General features: G+C 46.6%; 14 protein-coding genes. 10 read left to right on the top strand and 4 right to left on the bottom strand.

Annotation, left to right across the window (positions count from 1 at the left end; translation table 11 throughout):
• Positions 1–79 precede the first annotated feature (79 nt).
• From QUB37_RS02560 to QUB37_RS02550, 3 genes are all read left to right on the top strand, one after another.
• On the top strand, positions 80–2635 hold the full coding sequence (locus QUB37_RS02560; RefSeq protein ID WP_333158791.1) for a DHH family phosphoesterase: 2556 nt from the start codon (positions 80–82) through the stop codon (positions 2633–2635).
• A gap of 409 nt (positions 2636–3044) precedes the next feature.
• A complete protein-coding gene (locus tag QUB37_RS02555; RefSeq protein ID WP_333158789.1) occupies positions 3045–5348 on the top strand; it encodes a serine/threonine phosphatase in 2304 nt (767 codons plus the stop codon).
• Between the two features lie 804 nt (positions 5349–6152).
• Positions 6153–7394 carry a protein kinase domain-containing protein gene (locus QUB37_RS02550; protein ID WP_333158787.1) on the top strand — a complete coding sequence of 414 codons (1242 nt, stop codon included), beginning with the start codon at positions 6153–6155 and terminating at the stop codon, positions 7392–7394.
• 165 nt (positions 7395–7559) lie between these two features.
• Here QUB37_RS02550 and QUB37_RS02545 read toward each other — a convergent pair whose 3' ends face one another.
• Positions 7560–7778 (bottom strand): DUF4327 family protein, encoded by a 219-nt coding sequence (locus tag QUB37_RS02545; protein WP_006631282.1) that lies wholly within the window; start codon positions 7776–7778, stop codon positions 7560–7562.
• 653 nt (positions 7779–8431) lie between these two features.
• Here QUB37_RS02545 and QUB37_RS02540 point away from each other — a divergent pair.
• Positions 8432–9412 (top strand): aspartate carbamoyltransferase catalytic subunit, encoded by a 981-nt coding sequence (locus QUB37_RS02540; protein WP_333158785.1) that lies wholly within the window; start codon positions 8432–8434, stop codon positions 9410–9412.
• Positions 9413–9549: 137 nt separating this feature from the next.
• On the opposite strand, the gene QUB37_RS02535 is transcribed toward QUB37_RS02540, so the two are convergent.
• Positions 9550–9933, bottom strand: coding sequence for an SH3 domain-containing protein (locus QUB37_RS02535; protein ID WP_333158783.1), 384 nt, complete (start codon positions 9931–9933; stop codon positions 9550–9552).
• A 635-nt stretch (positions 9934–10568) separates the two neighbouring features.
• Between QUB37_RS02535 and QUB37_RS02530 the strand changes: the two genes are divergently transcribed.
• From QUB37_RS02530 to QUB37_RS02520, 3 genes are all read left to right on the top strand, one after another.
• Positions 10569–11060 carry a molybdenum cofactor biosynthesis protein MoaE gene (locus tag QUB37_RS02530; protein WP_333158781.1) on the top strand — a complete coding sequence of 164 codons (492 nt, stop codon included), beginning with the start codon at positions 10569–10571 and terminating at the stop codon, positions 11058–11060.
• A 107-nt stretch (positions 11061–11167) separates the two neighbouring features.
• Positions 11168–11827, top strand: coding sequence for a sigma-70 family RNA polymerase sigma factor (locus QUB37_RS02525; protein WP_041622468.1), 660 nt, complete (start codon positions 11168–11170; stop codon positions 11825–11827).
• Positions 11828–11967: 140 nt separating this feature from the next.
• Positions 11968–12555, top strand: coding sequence for a transcriptional regulator (locus QUB37_RS02520; RefSeq protein ID WP_333158779.1), 588 nt, complete (start codon positions 11968–11970; stop codon positions 12553–12555).
• 233 nt (positions 12556–12788) lie between these two features.
• Here the strand turns inward: QUB37_RS02520 and QUB37_RS02515 are convergent, their stop codons facing one another.
• The gene (locus QUB37_RS02515) at positions 12789–15185 is read right to left on the bottom strand and encodes an NACHT domain-containing NTPase (RefSeq protein WP_333158777.1); all 2397 of its coding nucleotides are present in this window, start codon (positions 15183–15185) and stop codon (positions 12789–12791) included.
• 222 nt (positions 15186–15407) lie between these two features.
• On the opposite strand from QUB37_RS02515, the gene QUB37_RS02510 reads away from it, so the two are divergent.
• Entirely contained in the window at positions 15408–15995 is a 588-nt protein-coding gene (locus QUB37_RS02510) for an ATP-binding protein (protein WP_333158776.1), read from the top strand.
• Between the two features lie 54 nt (positions 15996–16049).
• Complete coding sequence (locus tag QUB37_RS02505) at positions 16050–16766, top strand: response regulator transcription factor (RefSeq protein WP_333158774.1); 717 nt, start codon at positions 16050–16052, stop codon at positions 16764–16766.
• Between the two features lie 23 nt (positions 16767–16789).
• Here QUB37_RS02505 and QUB37_RS02500 read toward each other — a convergent pair whose 3' ends face one another.
• Positions 16790–17194: a gamma-glutamylcyclotransferase gene (locus QUB37_RS02500; RefSeq protein ID WP_333158772.1), complete on the bottom strand. Its 405-nt coding sequence runs from the start codon at positions 17192–17194 to the stop codon at positions 16790–16792.
• Between the two features lie 120 nt (positions 17195–17314).
• On the opposite strand from QUB37_RS02500, the gene QUB37_RS02495 reads away from it, so the two are divergent.
• On the top strand, positions 17315–17914 hold the full coding sequence (locus QUB37_RS02495; protein ID WP_333158770.1) for a glyoxalase-like domain protein: 600 nt from the start codon (positions 17315–17317) through the stop codon (positions 17912–17914).
• Positions 17915–18148: the final 234 nt, after the last annotated feature.

Genomic DNA, 18148 nt, shown 5'->3' with positions numbered 1-18148 from the left:
GGGCGGGTTTATAGATATTGTGGATGTGAATGAAAGATTGTTTGTGAACCAGCCCCTACAGGAATTAATGAAATAACTTATGACTGAACTACTTCAAATTTTGCCAAGTCAACTCCTATCCCAACCCCCAGATTGGCTGATCCAAGCTGTCAGGAACCATGCACCAGAACTACCCGGAAACTATGCCGCCACACTTCTCTGGTATAGAGGAATTCAAAACCCCGAACAAATACCCGGTTTTTTAAATCCCCAACTTTACCAACCAGCAAGTCCCTTTGAATTCGGACTAGAAATGAACTGGGCGATAGAAAGAATCCAGCAAGCACGAAAAAGCACCGAAAAAGTCGCAATTTGGGGAGATTTCGACGCCGACGGCATTACCTCAACCTCGGTACTTTGGGACGGACTGGGAGAATTTTTTGCTCAAAACGACCAACTAATTTATTACATTCCCAACCGATTAACCGAATCTCACGGACTCAATATCACAGGAATAGATGCCTTAGCAAAAGCGGGAATTCGCTTAATTATTACCTGCGATACAGGCAGTACAAACATCGCAGAAATCGAATATGCGACTAGCTTAAACATCGATACAATTATTACCGACCATCATACATTACCGGACGATCGCCCGCCAGCTACAGCCATTATCAATCCCCGCTACTTTCCCCCAAACCACCAACTATTTAACCTGTCAGGAGTTGGAGTAGCTTACAAATTAGTTGAAGCATTATATCACACATTACCCGATATTCCGCAGCGCCCGCTCACAGATTTATTAGAATTAGTAGCGATCGGCTTAATTGCCGATTTAGTCCAACTTACAGGAGACAGCCGCTACCTAGCACAAATCGGCATCCAACAACTGCAAAAACAAATCGCAAATCCCACCCGCCCAGGAGTTGCAAAATTGCTCGAACTGTGCAAAAGATCGGGCGATCGCCCAACCGACATTTCCTTCGGACTCGGCCCCCGAATCAACGCCGTCAGCCGCATTCAAGGTGACGCCAGCTTCTGCGTAGAACTCCTCACCAGCCGCGACAAAAAACGCTGCGAAGAACTAGCAAATTTAACCGAAATTGCCAACTCCCGGCGCAAATCTTTACAAAAAGATGTTGCCAAAGATGCCGCCCACAAATTAGCCAAACTCGACCTCTCAACTACTAGCGTCATCGTCCTCAGCGACCCGCAATGGCCCGTAGGAGTATTAGGATTAGTAGCGGGACAAATCGCCCAAGAATACGGCCGTCCCGTGGTTTTATTCTGCACAGAAGGAAGCGAACAAATTAACGAAAATTCCCCGGAAACGCAATTTACATCCTTATTAGATTCAGAATCACCAACACTTCCCCCATCCAAAATTGCCAGGGGTTCCGCCCGTTCCGCCAATCAAATCGACCTTTACCAATTAGTCAAAGACCAAGCGCATTTATTGCACAGATTTGGCGGTCATCCCTTCGCTGCTGGATTGAGTCTCCCCGTTGAAAATATTCCCCTATTTACCGATGCGGTAAATCAGCAACTGCGGCAACAATACAACACAGATAGTTTAACAGCCGCCCCCGTTCAAGCCGACCTAAAAATTACTGTCTCCGAATTAGGCAAGGACTTATTTCAAGAACTAAAATTGCTCGAACCTTGCGGTATGGGCAATCCCGCACCCAAATTGCTGATTGAAAACTGCTGGTTTGAAAATCTCTGGAATCAAAAAATCAAGGATTTGAAAGGGCAAAAAGTAGAATATATCAAAACAGAATTTATAATTAGAGATGAATCTAGCGATACGGGATTTCCAGGTATTTGGTGGGGACACAATCAAAACGAAGTTCCCCAAGGCCGCTGCGATGTTACGGTTGAACTAGATTTTAATACTTACAAATCGCGGTATGAAGTGCGCCTCGTAGCACTACGGGAACGCACGGAAGACAATCAAATCAATTCCCCGACTAAAATAGATTGGATCGTAGACTGGCGCAATACAAATAACGATGAAGAGTTGTTAGCAGCCAGCACAAACTTAGAATCTCCAATGCCGATCGACAATCTAGTTTACAATTCCGAAATGGTCGATCGCGAAAACTCGATCGTCCTCAAAGAATGCCCCGCAAGCTGGGATGAACTGCGGATCTGGTTTCGCCAAGCACAGCACACTCAGAAAAAACTCGCGATCGCCTACACATTACCCCCACTCGTACCCCCACAGCAAATCTGCCAACAGCTAATCGGCATCGCCAAATACCTCAGCCGCACCAAAAAACCCGTCACCAGACAGCAACTTCGCCAAAAACTAGGCATCAGCGACACCTCCCTGCAACTAGGGTTCAAAACCCTAACATATCTCGGTTTTAAAATCAATTATCGCGATCGAGCTTTTCACATCACCAGACAACCCGAAACCGCACAGCAGGAAGACGCACCAGATCAAATCCCCAAACCCTTATTAGATAGTCAATCCATCCACTTCTCAGTGCCAAATTCCCCCATCGCCGCCCGTTTTGCAGCGCAATTCCTAGCAGCAGTCTCCGAAGAACAATTCCGGCGGAAATATTTCTGTGAAGTACCCCTTTCCACCATTGTGTCGATCGCCCGAGAAACCGTTTTCCAAGAAGATTCTACAGCAAATCCCTTCTAACTGATATCTGCCAACATTTTCAGTAACAGGCAAGATGCCTGTTCCACTTATAAGTTGACTTTTTTGGTGGGTGAACAGGCGAAACCCCTGGTGGGGCGGGCTTCTAAGCTGTACAGAATTTAAATTGTATATGTCAATTCCCTATTCCCCATTAGCAAGAATCCTCTTCCTCTCTTCCTCTCTCCCTCTCCCCCCTCTCTCCCTGGCAGGGCCTATTCCTGACACGGATGCAACATCTCAGTTCTAAGAAATATCTTAGTTCTGAATTCATCCCGATAAAATAAGGCATAGGGCAATGGGAGTTATCCGTTGCGACTCAGGCCCAAAACTCATAACTCCTAACTCAGAGCCCAAAACCCAAAACTCCCTACCGCCAAACTCGATCGCCCATCTCCCATTTAAAACCCCTATGCTTCTCTGTCCCCGCTGCCAATTTGAAAATCCCAATCCAAACAAGTTTTGTCAACAGTGCGGAAATTCCCTAATTTACAAACCTTGCCACGAATGCGGTGCCCAAGTCGCTTTTAGCGCCAAAGAATGTCAGAATTGCGGCGTCACAACAGGTCAAGTGTGGCGGGCCATTATCTGCGGTCGATCGAATTTTCCAGCAGTCGAGGCAGACGAGTCAACCCTACCCCCAGCCGAGTTTCCGCAAAAATCAGACATCGTTCCACAAACTACATCGCCCCAGAACTCTGCTGAACCAATCACAGACAGCATTCAAACCGAAATCACCACGCCAGCCGAATCCCCAACAGCAGTCGAACCAACTTCTCCACAGCCAAGCGATGGCGAATTCAGCAGCCCAGAAATGGACCCTGTGGTAGCCGTGGGGGCGATCGCACCAGCATCCTTTCAAACAACAGAAAAAAGCTCGAATACAGCACCAGAGAGCGAAATAGCCCCATCAGAGCAGACTTTTACAACCGCACCACAGCCTCAACAAATCCAGGAAGCAACAGAGAACCCCGACAGCCCAAACATAGTTGACATCTCCCCCCAATCTCCACAATTCCCCGTCGCCAATTCAGAATATTTAATCCCTTCCCAGCCAGCCGGAGCTTATTTAGACACTCAACAGCGCTACCAACTCCTAGAAACCGTGCCGCCGAGAAAACGCTCAGACACAGTAGCAGTAACAGTATTGGACTGTCAGCCGCTAGAAATGTCACCCCTCAAAGCCATGCTAGCAGCCAACTCTGCCAGCGTCGCCAGACGAACATCCCCCTATAGCGCAGCAATCAAACGCGGAGAAAATTCAACCAATCCCGCCTTAGCAGAGCTTTGCCAAGGCATAGCCGAACCTTATCTGGCACTCCGGTGGCAATTCTCTCAAAACCTGCCAGTCATTCACGATAGCTGGTCAGACAACGAACAGGCAGTCCTGCTGCTAGAAGACTGCTCCCAATGGCAACTGCTGGTAGAACGGTGGAATCAACCCGAAACTTCCACCCAGCAAATTTTATACTGGCTGCACGAAATGACAGAACTCTGGGCTGCCCTAGAACCCTGGCGCTGTCGGCAAAGCTTGTTGGAACTGACAAATTTGCGAGTCAACCCCGACTCTTCCTTTTCCTTGGCTTCTTTGCGGCTGCAATACCTCTATCCCGAACCCGCCGGCTCAAACCTGCAACTGGTAGATTTGGGGCAATTGTGGCAGGTGATATTTAGCCAGTCAGATCATCGCACTGAGTTTGGCGCCTTGCTCGAACTCCTGCAACAAATGTACAGAGGCGAGATTAACACAATCGAAGAATTGCGATCTCGCCTAGAAACAGTTCCCCTCGAACTCCAAACCGCACCTTCACCAAGCTCAACCCCGACGCGCAGGCATTACCGCAGCCCCGACGAGTCGCCCCCCGAGGTTGGCGAGGTCTTAACCCAGCCCATGCCACTCCAGATTTACAGCTTAGAAGACGCAGGCCTGACGGATGTTGGCCGCACGCGCGACCACAACGAAGACTTCTTCAGCATCTGGACTCAGCTCAACAAACTCGAAAGCTCCTTCGGTCGCATCTTTCAAACCAAAGGGCTTTACATTCTCTGCGACGGCATGGGCGGACACGACAGCGGAGAAGTAGCCAGTCAACTAGCCGCTGAAACTCTCAGAGAATTCTTTCAAACCTGTTGGGAAAATCAACTACCTCCGGCAGACACCATCCGCGAGGGAGTCCTGCTAGCCAACAAAGCCATCTTTGAAATCAATCAAAAGGACGGACGCTCCGGCAGCGCTCGCATGGGTACAACTCTAGTCGCCGTCTTAGTTCAAGACACCCAATTCGCCGTTGCCCACGTCGGCGACAGCCGCCTCTACCGACTGAGAAAGGGACAAACCCTAGAAAAAATCACCTCAGACCATGAAGTAGGCCAGCGCGAAATTAAGCGCGGGGTTGACCCGGAAACTGCTTATGCCCGTCCCGACGCCTATCAACTAACTCAAGCCATCGGCCCGCGAGACAGTAATTTTCTCAAGCCAGAGGTGCAGTTTTTAGACTTGTGCGAAGATACCTTATTAATTTTGGCTTCGGACGGCCTGACAGATAATGATTTGTTGGAAACTCACTGGCAGAACACTCTCGAACCCCTTTTCAATCCCCAAGCTGATCTGGACCAGGGAGTTGCCCAATTGATTGAACTGGGCAACAAACGCAACGGTCACGACAATATCACGGCAATTATCATTCGGGCGCAGGTAGGCGCATTTCGATTTTAGAATTTGGATGCTGCCAGCTTTTTCAAAGGTGGTGCTTTCCCCCGTGACCCCCTGGGTTAAACCTGCTATTTTTGCAGAGAAAAAAAACAGCTTCTGCCGTTTCCGGGCAAGGCTTTACTGCTCGCTCTGTTATTAGGTATCCGATGTTAAAACAGCTTCAGTTTGATTGCTCAAAAACTGATTACAGACCCATAAGATTGCAGAAAAGCTTTGGAGTACCAACCATTTATCCGTAGCTTTAATTTTGAGACTCGGTTCAGGGAATCTACCGGAAAAAGTTGCTTGATAGTAAGTGGATTCATCATAGTTGAAAGAGCTTTCACTTACAAAAATAGTTAGTCTAATGAAAAAAATCCACTAAAATGAAGTGAGTCGGCAGGCTGGCTAATGCGAAATCCGTTTGATACTCGATCGCTCTCGGGGCAATTTGGGCCTAGGCAGGAAGTGCCCGCCCTACATAATGTGGGGGGTAAATCACAACCTGCTACAGCAAATTTACGTAAAAATTTAGCGATTCTTTACATACTTTTTGTAGTTTCAAGTTTTAAATCTAGCGACTGTGTTTTGATGAGCGATCGATCACTAAAAAAAATTACGGATAATTGTTCCCCAAAAACTATTTATAACTTAATTGTTTATGAAATCTTTAATCATAATCAGGATATTATAAAGTTTTCCTGAAACTAACGTGTGAAACTCATAAGTAATTTTTAAATTCTAATTTTTCAAAGCCCTACGCCCCAAATCTGTAAATCCCGCCAACTCTCACTGCCAAATCAGGGAGTTCAACCACCTCCATCGAAAATGCTGCTGACTCTTTTAGATCCAGAAAAACAGGCCCCCCTGCAACAGTGGAGTTTCGAGAGCGAATCCATTATTCGCATCGGCCGCTCTCCAGAAAATCAAGTTGTGATCCCCAATGCTCTAGTGTCGCGGCAGCATCTGGAATTGCAAAGAGTTAATAACGGGAAGTCCAGCCAATGGTACTTAGTCAATTCCGGGACAAATGGCACTTTGGTTAACGGTATTCTCATGTCTCAGGGTTGGATATCCGACGGTGCCCTGATCCAGTTGGCGCGGGGCGGTCCAATTCTGCATTTCCAAGTTATTACGATTGAAGTCGGCGGCAAAATTAAGGCCAACCCCATCGTCAATCTCGCCACCCCGAGGTGTAGCCACGCGGGAAACCCGCCAGGGAATTTATTCTGTATTCACTGCGGCGAACCGATTAAAGTCGATCGCACGGTGCGCCACTACCAAGTGCTAAGAACTTTGGGCCAAGGCGGTATGGGGACAACAACTTTAGCCTGGGATCGAGATAAAGCGAAAGCTCAACAACCCGGAAGTTCCCCCGCAGCTTCTCTGGTAGTCCTCAAGGAAATGAATGCTGACATGGCTCAAATAGTCAAAGCTCAAGAACTCTTTGAACGTGAAGCTAAAACTCTCAAGGCCCTCCACCATCCGGGAATTCCTCAGTTTTTTGACTTTTTTGTGGAAGGGGGCAAAAAATACTTGGTGATGGAAATGCTCCACGGCGAGGATTTAGAAAAACGCATCTACAACCGCGGCCCTGTTGCTCCCCAACAAGCAATAGAGTGGATGATCCAAACCTGTGAGGTTTTGGACTACATTCACTCTCAAAAACCCCCGATCGTCCACCGGGATATTAAACCTGCTAATTTGCTGGTGCGCCACCGCGACAATTGCATTACAGTGCTGGATTTTGGCGCCGTTAAAGAAATCGGCACTCCTCCGGGCACTCGCATCGGCGTGGAAGGCTACACCGCACCAGAACAAGACCGGGGACAGCCTCTCCCTCAGTCGGATTTATATGCTATTGGGCCTACTTTGATTTTTTTGCTGACGGCCCAAAGCCCTCAAAACTTTTACGGGAAAATAGCTGGAGGTTACGGGTTTAAGCTCGAAAATATTCCGACCATCGCCCTCAAGCTGCGAGATACCATTTTGCGAACCACGGCAGCTAAGCCTGGGGATCGCTTTCAAACTGCTCAACAATTAGCTCGAGCTTTAGCAGCTTCCCTTTAATAGAAGTCAGAAGTCAAAACTCAAAAGCCAAAAGTCAGAATTTATAAGGAAGAGGGCAAAGGGAAAAGGGAAGAGGGAAGAATTTAGCAACGGAAATTTATTAAAGAAAATTTACCCGATCGCCTCGGGATTTCTCTTCGACACCCAATTCCTCCGTCTCCTCTGTTATTCCTCGTCCCAAGCTTCTACAGCTATCAACTCGCTCACGGGGTCTTGCATAGAAAAATCAAACTCTAGCAATTGCTGTTTCCAGTACGGCCATTCGTCGCCGTAAAGCAGAGCAATTTTCCAAATGCTGTCTGTCGGTTTGATAATGTCAGACGTGACGAGAGAATGCACCTGACGCTGGAACTTAACCATCGGCTGTATAACCTGCTGGCTCATAATACCTCTTGAATTGTTTAAATCTTGTGTAATTACCACTTCCCAGCTCTCACTTTTTACCGCAGTTTCGCCAAGAACAGTCTCGCCAAGATACGTGTAGATTTTTGTCGGGAAGCTACATATTCAACTTGTATCTTAACAGAGTTCGTTTTGACAAGGGCCTATAAGCAGGACTGAAGAGTCAAGACCGACTTCAAAGAATTAATCATCTTTAAAATGTCCCGCTATATGCTGTCGATCGACAGTCGGATGTTTGCCGCCTCGATTGTTTCCACATCGTTGTTTCCACATACTGGCAGATGCAAGGGCTGCGTTCGGCTTGTTCTTGACAAGGCTGAGTTTGGGTAGGAGAAACTGCAACTACTGCGCTTTCGCTGCTACAGCGTAATTTCCGCTTTCCTGCGGGTAAACCACACCGGTTTCACCTTCGACGCTGGGTTCGCTGTGAGAGTGGGGTCTGAGCTACATAAATTGATTATAACTCTACTCACCGCAAAAGCGATCAAAAATTGTTGGATACTGTTGATCGCCACCCCTAAATGTCGATCGAACATTCAAAGGCGACAGCAGAGCGGGCGTACAAGCAAGTTCCCAACCCATCGTCCGTCCTGATTGAGTCAATCTAAAATCTAAAATCTAAAATCTAAAATTGTATGACTTGGACAAGGCGACACATTCTCACTCTGGCTGATTTTACCTCGGACGAATACGATACCGTGCTGCAAACAGCAGCCAGTTTTCGCGAGGTGCTCGGCCGCCGCACGAAGAAAGTGCCGGCCCTGCAGGGTCAAGTGGTCGCGAATTTGTTTTTTGAACCTTCTACCCGGACTCGCAATAGTTTTGAGTTGGCGGCGAAGCGGTTGTCAGCGGATACGCTGAATTTCACCCCTGGAAGTTCTTCTCTAACGAAGGGGGAGACTATTTTGGATACGGCTAAGACTTATCTGGCGATGGGAACGGATTTGATGGTAATCCGGCACGAACAAGCTGGAGTTCCCAGCACGATTGCTTCGGAAATGGATCGCTTGGGGTCAAGAGTCAGCGTTCTCAATGCTGGAGACGGCCAGCACGAACACCCATCGCAAGGTTTGCTAGACTTATTTACTATTTGTGTTCTGTTAGATAACGAAAATCCGCGGCTGGAACTTTTAGCGGGCAAAAAAATTGCTGTGGTGGGGGATATCTTACATTCGCGGGTGGCTAGGTCTAATATTTGGAGTTTAACGGCTTCTGGGGCAGAGGTTCATTTGGCCGGGCCGCCGACTTTGCTGCCGCTGTTGTTTGCTGAGTGTGGCGATGGTAGGGAAGGCAAATTATTTTTGCATTGGCAGCTTGAACCTGCTTTGGCTGATGCTGATTTTGTGATGACTTTGCGGCTACAAAAGGAACGGATGAGCGACCATTTGCTGCCAAGCTTACGAGAGTACCATTCTTTGTACGGGATTACGCGCGATCGGCTCAAACTCTGCAAGCCGGATGTGAAGGTGTTGCACCCTGGCCCAGTTAACCGTGGCGTGGAAATTAGTTCTGATTTGATGGACGATGCCCAGTTTAGCCTGATTTCTCAGCAAGTTACCAGCGGCGTAGCGGTGAGGATGGCATTACTTTATCTAATCGGCGGCGGTAAAGTTTAGGCTGTTAGTTGTTAGTAATGAATTTCGGATATTCGATTATTTTCAGGAGCGATCGCATATTTAAAATAATCGTTACCCAGTATGGCCGGGTAACGATTAAAACTCTTTCTAGAAATGTCAAGTGCTCTAGTTAAGAGTTAGGAAAGCCAGGACGCAGATACCCAGCCGCCACCTTTGACTTGTGCCCAGCCGTTTTTGTAACGACCGGTCAATTTGATGTGGTCTCCATAATGTAACTTGCCGATTACATGAGAACAGCTAGTGGGGCGGTTGCGGATATTCAGTCGGCCGCCATTGGTGACAACTTTGGCGTAGCTGTGATGGCCGTGATGGCTTTTCTTGCCGCAGCGGGAGTAGCAACTTGCGGCCTGCGCTTCACCACCGACACTCAGAACAGACAGGGCTACTGCCATACCTGCAACGCCTACCATTGCCGATTTAGGAATTTTAAATTCCAGTTGAAGTTCGGACTCTGGAGATTCATAAGCAACAAAAGAGTGGCTCAATGCTAGTGCTTCCATAGTTTCCTCGTGATTGTTGTTAACCTTTATTGGTGCAGACTCAGGTTGAAACGTCAATTAACAGCCCAAACTATTAACTTATGTTTCAGAAAAGGCACATCAGGGCGTTACTGTTTTGCTTTGGCCTAGTATCCGCCAATTTGCCTCAACCCTGCACAGGTATATCATGTCATCTAAGTAGCTTTCCGGAACAAAAAAATAAATAAAGTTTACATCTGCTGCTAAAAAGTTGGGCGACGCCGATAAGTAGGAGGGCAGAATTAAAGTTAACTGTGTCATTCAAAAGGGAACAAAGTAATCGCTTGGGGTTTGAGATTTATTGTACTGAGTTGCGAATGACACTACTTATTTTGGTGCTTATTTATTGAATTGCTACAGCAATATCGGCAGTTAATTCGCTCAAACAAGCATCCTGCTTGTCTTCAAGCACGCTCTTAATTTAGTTCGGGTCAGTGATAGTGTAGCCGATGGCACTGGTGCAGAAGTTCGGGGCGATGGCGTCGGGCCCTTGCCCGTGCTACGAGATGGGTCTCAAGATTAGCCACGCCGTTTCCCGGACAAGAATGCAAGACAAATCCATCGCGACTTGATTTGTGTCAAGATCGATCGAGTTCTCCAGCACCACTTCTTTCGCAATGAACTCCTTCGCTGCACTTTCGATCGGCACAATTCCTCAACGCCATGAATCAGACAGCTTCGCCATTACCTTAGCGCCGTTGTCTGTAGAGGAAGTATACGCTTTGGCAGATGACCCCGCGAACGGAGCCGTGGTAATAATGAGCGGTACAGTCCGCAACCAAACTGACGGTCAAGCTGTAGTTTCCCTAGAATATCAAGCCTACGAACCGATGGCAGTGCGAGTATTCCAGCAAATTGCTACTGAAATCCGCCGCCAGTGGGCTGATGTCAATCGGGTCGCTATTCACCACCGCGTCGGACACTTGCAGGTGGGCGAAATCAGCGTATTAGTGGCTGTTGGCTGTCCCCACCGGGACTCAGCCTTTGCAGCTTGCCAGTACGCCATAGATACGCTCAAACACAATGTACCGATTTGGAAAAAGGAACATTGGGCCGACGGTTCTAGCAGTTGGGTTAGTATTGGAGCGTGCGAGGTTGTCGGGCATTAGTCAAGGGATTTAAGATTTGAGATTTCAGATTTGAGATTGCAGAGGGGAACTTGTTACGATCCCCTAACGTCAAAAAGTGTGGAATGTTCGATGAGCCAATTCCACCGATGAGCGACTTTATTTCCGTGTCCTGGTCTGCGGTTGTGGCGACCGTTCAAAGAGTGCAATTGCCAGCCGAAAAACTCTCTAATTATGACTTGGTGTTGCGGTGTCAGGAAGGAAATCGACCTGAGACCACGGCCTTTTCAGAACTGTTGAAGCGGTATCAGTCCCACGTAGACAGGGTTCTCTATCACTTGGCCCCTGACTGGCAAGACCGAGCAGACTTGGCTCAGGAAGTGTGGATTCGGGTCTACCGCAATATTAACCGCTTGCAAGAGCCTGTTAAATTTCGGGGCTGGCTCAGCCGCATCGCCACTAATTTGTTTTACGATGAGTTGCGGAAGCGCAAACGGGTGCGAACTCCGCTGTCGCTCGACGTACCCCGTACTTTGGAAGATGGCGAGGTTGATTGGGAAATTCCGGCCGACAGTCCGGGGCCTGATGAAGATTTGACGACCAGAGAATTTTACGACCAGTTGCGGGTGGCGATCGCAGATTTGCCGGAAGTATTCCGCACAACAATTGTGTTGAGAGAAATAGAAGGTTTAGCCTATGAGGAAATAGCCGAAATGACCGGAGTTTCTCTGGGAACTGTCAAGTCGAGAATTGCTAGAGCTCGCCAAAGATTGCAGTTGGAATTGCAAAAATATCTCGATGGTAATTAGCAAGAGTAATTTCAGAGGCGGGTTAAGAAGATTTGGTGATGTTTGCTGTGACATCAAAACTTCTCTTTTAAAATATAAATAAGCAGTAAATCCTTCTAATAGCGAGTGCGTGATTCCCCAATTAGAGCAAGTCTGAAATTATGAATGGTAACTTTGAATCGGATAAAAATCAGAATCAGCAAGGTGTTGGGGATTCACTCGCTGAAACTCAAGTTAACAACAATTATGCCCAGGGCAATGTAACTACTATGATGCGCGATCGCTTTGAATTGCTAAGTGCTTACCTCGACGGCGAAGTGACGGCGACAGAACGTCGGCAAGTTGAGGACTGGCTGACAAATGACCCCACTACGAAGCGTTTGTACTCGCGACTGCTGATGATGCAGCAGAGTTTTCAGGCAATGCCGGTGCCTGCTGCCGAACAATCTGCACAGGAGTTGGCGACGAAGGTTTTGCAACGGGTGGAACGCAAGCCGAAACAAACTTGGATTGTGGGTGGAGGTGCGATCGCAGCTTTGTTGGTTGCGGTGGTGTCCGGTGTCGGTAGCGGCCGCCAATTGTTTGCTCCTCAGTTTGCTCGATCGCCCGTTCCTGCTGAATCAGACGGTTTGATTATGGCTTTGAACGAGCCTCTGGTGGAGATGGTTAATCCTAACGATTTGATGCTTGGGGTGAATGCACCGATCATGGATATTCCCAAAGTTGGTGTAGCAACCCCTCAAAAGTAATTGCCAAAGCCGCAGTAGGATTTCTGTACGGAAGTAGCAAAGCTCCCTAAAAAAGGGGGCTTTTTGCTGTTTTTCCCAGTTTTTCAAGGTGGATATATCCTTTGACACTTCCCCTGCTTTGAATGACAAATTGTGGGGCGATCGCATCTTAATATCGGAGTAGGTAGCTAGTGGGATTAGAGCGCGCGATTCCCTACGGGATAGCTTCGCTTCACGCAGTTGCCACGTGTTTTTTAGATATTTGCAATCGGCAACAGCAATGTCTCCTCAATTTCCTGACGCACAGCAGGAGATACATTACAACCGCTATTGAGGCAATATACCAGCAATTTATTAGCATCATAATACTTCCTTAGCAATGAATTCTGCTGTGGGCTAAATTGCCAATCGTGACCTATATTGCGATAGGAAATTATGATTTGTCTTAATTCCTTAGTCCAAACTTGTCCGTTAGCCTGCCACCATTCTCTAAATATTTCCTTGTGACCAGGGTATCGAGGTAGTTGTTTCTTAAGTTCTTGCAGTGCTTGCATCAGTTCAGGTTCAACAACAGGGACAAGAAGAATGTCGTGGGCAAGACTAAGGGCAGGATCAATAGCACCGTCGAGTATAGGCAAAATGGCAAGGTCAAGAACAAGGTCAAGGGTAAGTTCAACAGCAGGGTCAAAGGTATGTTTAACGGCAAGGTAAAGAGCTGGGTCAAGGAAACGTTCAGGGTTACGATTAAGAGCAAGCTCAAGGGATGGGAGAAGAGAAAAGTAAAAGAATCTCACTGCCGCAGGTTTGTACGGAAAATCAACAGAAAGGGATTTTTGGTTTACCCACTTTAGGAATTGCTGTAACTGCTCATCATCAGCGACCAGCTCATCAACTTGCTGTTTGATTAACAGCAACAAGTCATCAGCTTTTTGCAATATCCCAACTGCTAACAACAAAACTTCTCGCCAACGCTTCTCTGTCAGGTGGCTGACGAGTTTTGCCAAAGCTTGTGGCTCGGAATTATGAACTATTTCTGTAGCAGTCAAATACTCTTGAAATGTTAGATGAGAAAACGAATAAATCCCTCTTGCCCTCTCCACTAATAATCCATGTTGTGCCTCGATCGCCTTCAGGACAACCTCACTATCCATTTCTAACTGAACGCGGTCAGTTGTGGCATCGGACAAATTAGCTAGATAGTCGGCAATCAATTGCTGAACTGTGTTTTTTTCAAAAAAGTAATCGCCCCGATCAAAAGTAGTAGCTGCCACAAAAGCAAGTAAATGTTTCTTGCGGCACAAATTTAAATCGCGATAAATTTCATCCCGTTGAATGCCTCTAGTTTCATCCCGTTGAATGCCTCTAGTTTCATCCCATTTTCTGAGCAAAATTTCCATTCCTTCCTCATACAACTTGGCTCTGTTGGATGGAAAATCAGCTTTAGCTTGGAATACTAAACAAGTTAGATTAAGTAAAATAGGCGTTACTGCAAGTTCTCTGATTTGCTGATTTTTTTGCAGTTTCAGCTTCTCTACAAATTGAGATGCTAGAGCTTTCCCTGCCTCCATTTTCTGGGAAAATGCCGCAAACCAATTGCGAGCAAAGGCAGCGATTTGCTTGTTATTAAAATCGGCCACCTCAACACAGGTAAAGGCTTCGTCGTGAAATCGGTACTTAGAAGCGGCAATTCTACAGGTAATAATAAACTGATTGTTGTAATACTTTTGGACAAACTGACGAATCTGTCTGACGACTGCATCGCTATCTGATTCTGGCACTTCATCTAAGCCGTCCAATAAAATCAAACCTCTGCCTTGACTGAGTACGAATTCAGTTTGCGATCGCGCCTCAACTCCGCAACTGGCAAATTCGTCGCTGATATATTCTAATAAGTCAAGATTAGCGATTTCAGCAAAGGTTTTCAGAGGGATAAAAATCGGTATTTTGTTTGTTTCAAATTCAGAGCGATCGCACTGAATGGCGATGTGTTTCAAAAAAGTAGTTTTACCGGAGCCCGGTTTGCCGAGTACCATCAGTTTAGAGTGAGATTTCACCGCATCTAATCCTGGTACTCGTTTCTGGCATACTTTACCTAATCCCAAGCGGTTAAAGTTATCCGCATCTGGGTTGAACTCTCTGAGTAAATCGCTAATTTCTCCCGGCTGCCAACTGGTAATTTCCTCCAAAATGTTGACTTCAACGTAGAGGTTGCTGACCTCGACGGGCTGTGCAATATCCAACAGTTGCATTTTGCTGTAAAGCTGTTGGATTTTGCTGTGGCATTTTTGCCGTATCTCTTCCACTACCGAATCAATAGGCTGTTGGCAAAAATCTCTAACCCCCCCAACCCTCCCTTGGTAAGAGGGGGCTAAAGGAGGACGATCGACAATTTCTTCCCAATTCAACTGCAAAACCGTGCAAAAAGCCTTGAAAGCATTAGCTTTAATGGGTTCTCTTCCTCCTAAAAAGCGCCTCCAAGTTGGCAGCGACAGGCCATCGGCATAGGGCCCGGCCTCTGTCCAAGTTCGATCGGGTTCTAATTTTTGACTAGCTTCTACTAACCATTTGGGGTCTTCTATCGTCGATCCCCTTTCTCTTCTAGCTTGCCTAATTTTTACTAATCCCTCCTCAGAGGCTTTGAGGGTCGTCATTATATAATTTACTTCTTTAATTGTCAATGTCAATTTTAGATCAGTTTAGCGATCGCAAACTGAGTTTGTCAAGACCCCAGCAACAAAGAGAAAATGATCCTGACAACAACTGCACGGCATACGGGAAAAGTCAGGCATAAATCCGGCAAAATTAACCCTTCAGAATGCCATTCTGTTGTGTCTCTAAAAATCACCTATTAAATAATGAGAAAGGATAGCAACATGAGAAATAGTATAAATGAAATTCCCTCCCGCGGAATAGGCATAAAACTTATTAGCAAAATTGCCGACAAGCTAAGCTATACACGCACTTCTGACGAGCAAAACTGTTTAATAATTGTGAAAAATTTTCATCCTGGTATAATCCCAGCCCAACAGACGAATCAATATGGTTATTTGAAGCGGGTAGTTAGTTTTTTAAAAGGTTTTAATTTGGGAATTAAAAAACCACAAAATCCACACTTTTATCCGATTTATGATCAGCGCATTAAAACAATCAACTTGCAACTAAATACTGACCTCAAGAGTATTACACAAGTTTTATGGTGGGTCGAGCAGTTAGAGTATCTACCGATTCCCGAAGCAGTTCTGCAGCAGTGCAAACTTGCTACGATCGAAGGGTTTACAAATGCTGTTCGCCACGCTCACAAAAATCTGCCCATAGAAACTCCGATCAACCTTGAAATAACCGTATTTAGCGAACGCCTAGAAGTCAAAATTTGGGATATGGGAGAGCCTTTTGACCTCCAAGCTAAGTTGATTGAAGAATTGCCAGTTATTTGGAGCGAGCTGGGATTTATGCTTGACTAAAGCTGTTCTGTAATTTCCAGCTTTAAATTGACAAGAAAAAGAAACTTTTTTGTGATGACTATTGATACTACTCCCAAAATTCTCGTTGTGGATGATGACGCTTCCATCCGCACTCTAGTTCATCGCTTTTTAAATCAGAAATATCAAGTAGATTCCGCAGCAGATGGCGAGACGGCTTTAGAATTGTTTGAGAAATTAAAGCCACTGCTAGTCGTTCTAGATTGGAATTTACCAGATACTACAGGTTATCACCTCTGCCAGGAAATGCAGCGCCGTACTAATGTTTTTGTGATCATGCTAAGCAGCCGCACAGACGAAGCTGATAAACTCAAAGTTCTGTCTGCCGGTGCTGATGACTATATCTGTAAACCCTTTGGTTTGGCAGAGTTGGCAATTCGTATAGAAGTTGTGTTGAGACGGATGAGGCCTGTCACTCCATCACGTATTGTATTCGATCAATTCGCGATCGATTCAGCGCGCCGGGAAGCAACACTCAACGACAAAATTATCAAGTTAACAGCCTTGGAATTTAAGATATTGTATTTTTTGGCAAGTCATTCCGGTCAATCTTGGAGTCGCCAACAGCTAATTGAAAAAATCTGGGGGTGGAACTGCAACGACATAGGAGAAGACCAACTTGTTAGCGTACATATCGCTCAGATTCGCAAGAAAATGATTGAAGTTGATGCTACGGGGTCGCAGTTTATTAAAACTATTCGGGGTTACGGTTACAGGTTCGATCCGCCGAATCGCACGGCAATGGCAATTTAGTAAGCTCATCGGCATTAACCACCTTATTTGGTGAAAAACCTATTTTCCCACCTGCCGTCGGGCAGCCAGATGCCTCCTAGGGAACGAACGCGATCGGGTAACATGAAGTAAGCCCAAGCCGTGTCTAAAGGTTTGAGGTGTCGATCGAAGATTTCGATTTCCTGCCGCTGATATTCGTTTTGTGTCGGTTCCCGCAGCGGATGATAGTCTTCCAATCGGTCTAAATCGTCCAAAATAGCGGAATTCGCGAAACAAAGGAGAAAACCGCAGACGATGCCCTCTCCGGCCACCATCGCAGGATAGCCGATCGGCAGCGCAAAAAGTTGACCGCGGGCGATCGCGGGGCAAGCCTCCACAACTTTTCCTTCGCAGTAGCGGAGGTAGTTGGACTCCCCCGGTTTGAGTGTGCCGTATACAAAGACTTTCATCAGGTAGGGCTTAACCGCTAGTTTTTGCTAACATAGATGGCTAAGCTAATAGTTTAAGTCTCGCGGGCGATCGCGACTGCAATCTTGATAAATTTCGTTGTTTACCCTTTCTTATAATTCATGACTCTAGCAGTTAGTTTTATTGCTTTTGGACTTCGGCCTTTGTACCTGAGCTCTTTTTTGCCCTCCCTGCCCCTTGACAGCTTGTTTTCGACTCAAGGGATTATGGTGATGCTGCTGGCCGCCTATGCGGGGGCGATGTGGATGTTTCTCACCAGTGCTCCGAAGGTACACACGGTGATGGTATCGGATCTCGGACAAGCGAGGGAGTTCTATGAAGGTATGCTAAACCTGCCCGTAGCAGAAGTGCCACTGCACTACTACTACAATTACGAGCAAACTTTGGGGACAACTGGTATCGATCCGCTGTATTTGTCGCCGAATGTCGGGAGGGCAACGAGTTCTCAAACGCTGGGGAGTCCCGATGGTTTGTGGTATCAGTTGATGAAAAATACCCAACTGCACATTATTAGCGGGGCGGGTGTAGGGGAAAAAAATCGCCCGCGTCACGTTTGTTTCGATCGCGATTGTTTGGATCAGCTATTGATGAGGGTACAAACTCGCGGCATTAGTTATAAAATTCGTCGGGAAAAGCCACTGAATTTTTTGGTCAAGGATTACGACGGCCGCGTCATTGAAATGGCTGAGGTTAGTAATTAGATAAGACTCGGCGGTTGAAACCGATCGTACACAAAATTTGGTCTCCGCAAAAAAGAGGGACAAAAGAATCAAAGGGGTAAAGCCGAATTTGGTATTACATCCCAAGTTATATCATTTCCGGTTACACTCATACATGATGTTGACTGTTGACTGTTGACTGTTGACTGTTCACGGCGTCAACAGTGAACTCGAATTTACTATTCCGATGCTAACGGATTTGATATTAGAAACCCG

It is taken from the genome of Microcoleus sp. AT3-A2, assembly GCF_036705685.1.
Lineage (GTDB): Bacteria > Cyanobacteriota > Cyanobacteriia > Cyanobacteriales > Microcoleaceae > Microcoleus.
The sequence above is the reverse complement of the archived record's forward strand: the minus strand, read 5'-3'. Positions and strand labels throughout refer to the sequence as shown.

Coding starts and splice junctions, on each gene's coding strand:
- QUB37_RS02560 (WP_333158791.1), top strand. CDS start 80: ATGACTGAACTACTTCAAATTTTGCCAAGTCAACTCCTATCCCAACCC.
- QUB37_RS02555 (WP_333158789.1), top strand. CDS start 3,045: ATGCTTCTCTGTCCCCGCTGCCAATTTGAAAATCCCAATCCAAACAAG.
- QUB37_RS02550 (WP_333158787.1), top strand. CDS start 6,153: ATGCTGCTGACTCTTTTAGATCCAGAAAAACAGGCCCCCCTGCAACAG.
- QUB37_RS02545 (WP_006631282.1), bottom strand. CDS start 7,778: ATGAGCCAGCAGGTTATACAGCCGATGGTTAAGTTCCAGCGTCAGGTG.
- QUB37_RS02540 (WP_333158785.1), top strand. CDS start 8,432: ATGACTTGGACAAGGCGACACATTCTCACTCTGGCTGATTTTACCTCG.
- QUB37_RS02535 (WP_333158783.1), bottom strand. CDS start 9,933: ATGGAAGCACTAGCATTGAGCCACTCTTTTGTTGCTTATGAATCTCCA.
- QUB37_RS02530 (WP_333158781.1), top strand. CDS start 10,569: ATGAACTCCTTCGCTGCACTTTCGATCGGCACAATTCCTCAACGCCAT.
- QUB37_RS02525 (WP_041622468.1), top strand. CDS start 11,168: ATGAGCGACTTTATTTCCGTGTCCTGGTCTGCGGTTGTGGCGACCGTT.
- QUB37_RS02520 (WP_333158779.1), top strand. CDS start 11,968: ATGAATGGTAACTTTGAATCGGATAAAAATCAGAATCAGCAAGGTGTT.
- QUB37_RS02515 (WP_333158777.1), bottom strand. CDS start 15,185: ATGACGACCCTCAAAGCCTCTGAGGAGGGATTAGTAAAAATTAGGCAA.
- QUB37_RS02510 (WP_333158776.1), top strand. CDS start 15,408: ATGAGAAATAGTATAAATGAAATTCCCTCCCGCGGAATAGGCATAAAA.
- QUB37_RS02505 (WP_333158774.1), top strand. CDS start 16,050: ATGACTATTGATACTACTCCCAAAATTCTCGTTGTGGATGATGACGCT.
- QUB37_RS02500 (WP_333158772.1), bottom strand. CDS start 17,194: ATGAAAGTCTTTGTATACGGCACACTCAAACCGGGGGAGTCCAACTAC.
- QUB37_RS02495 (WP_333158770.1), top strand. CDS start 17,315: ATGACTCTAGCAGTTAGTTTTATTGCTTTTGGACTTCGGCCTTTGTAC.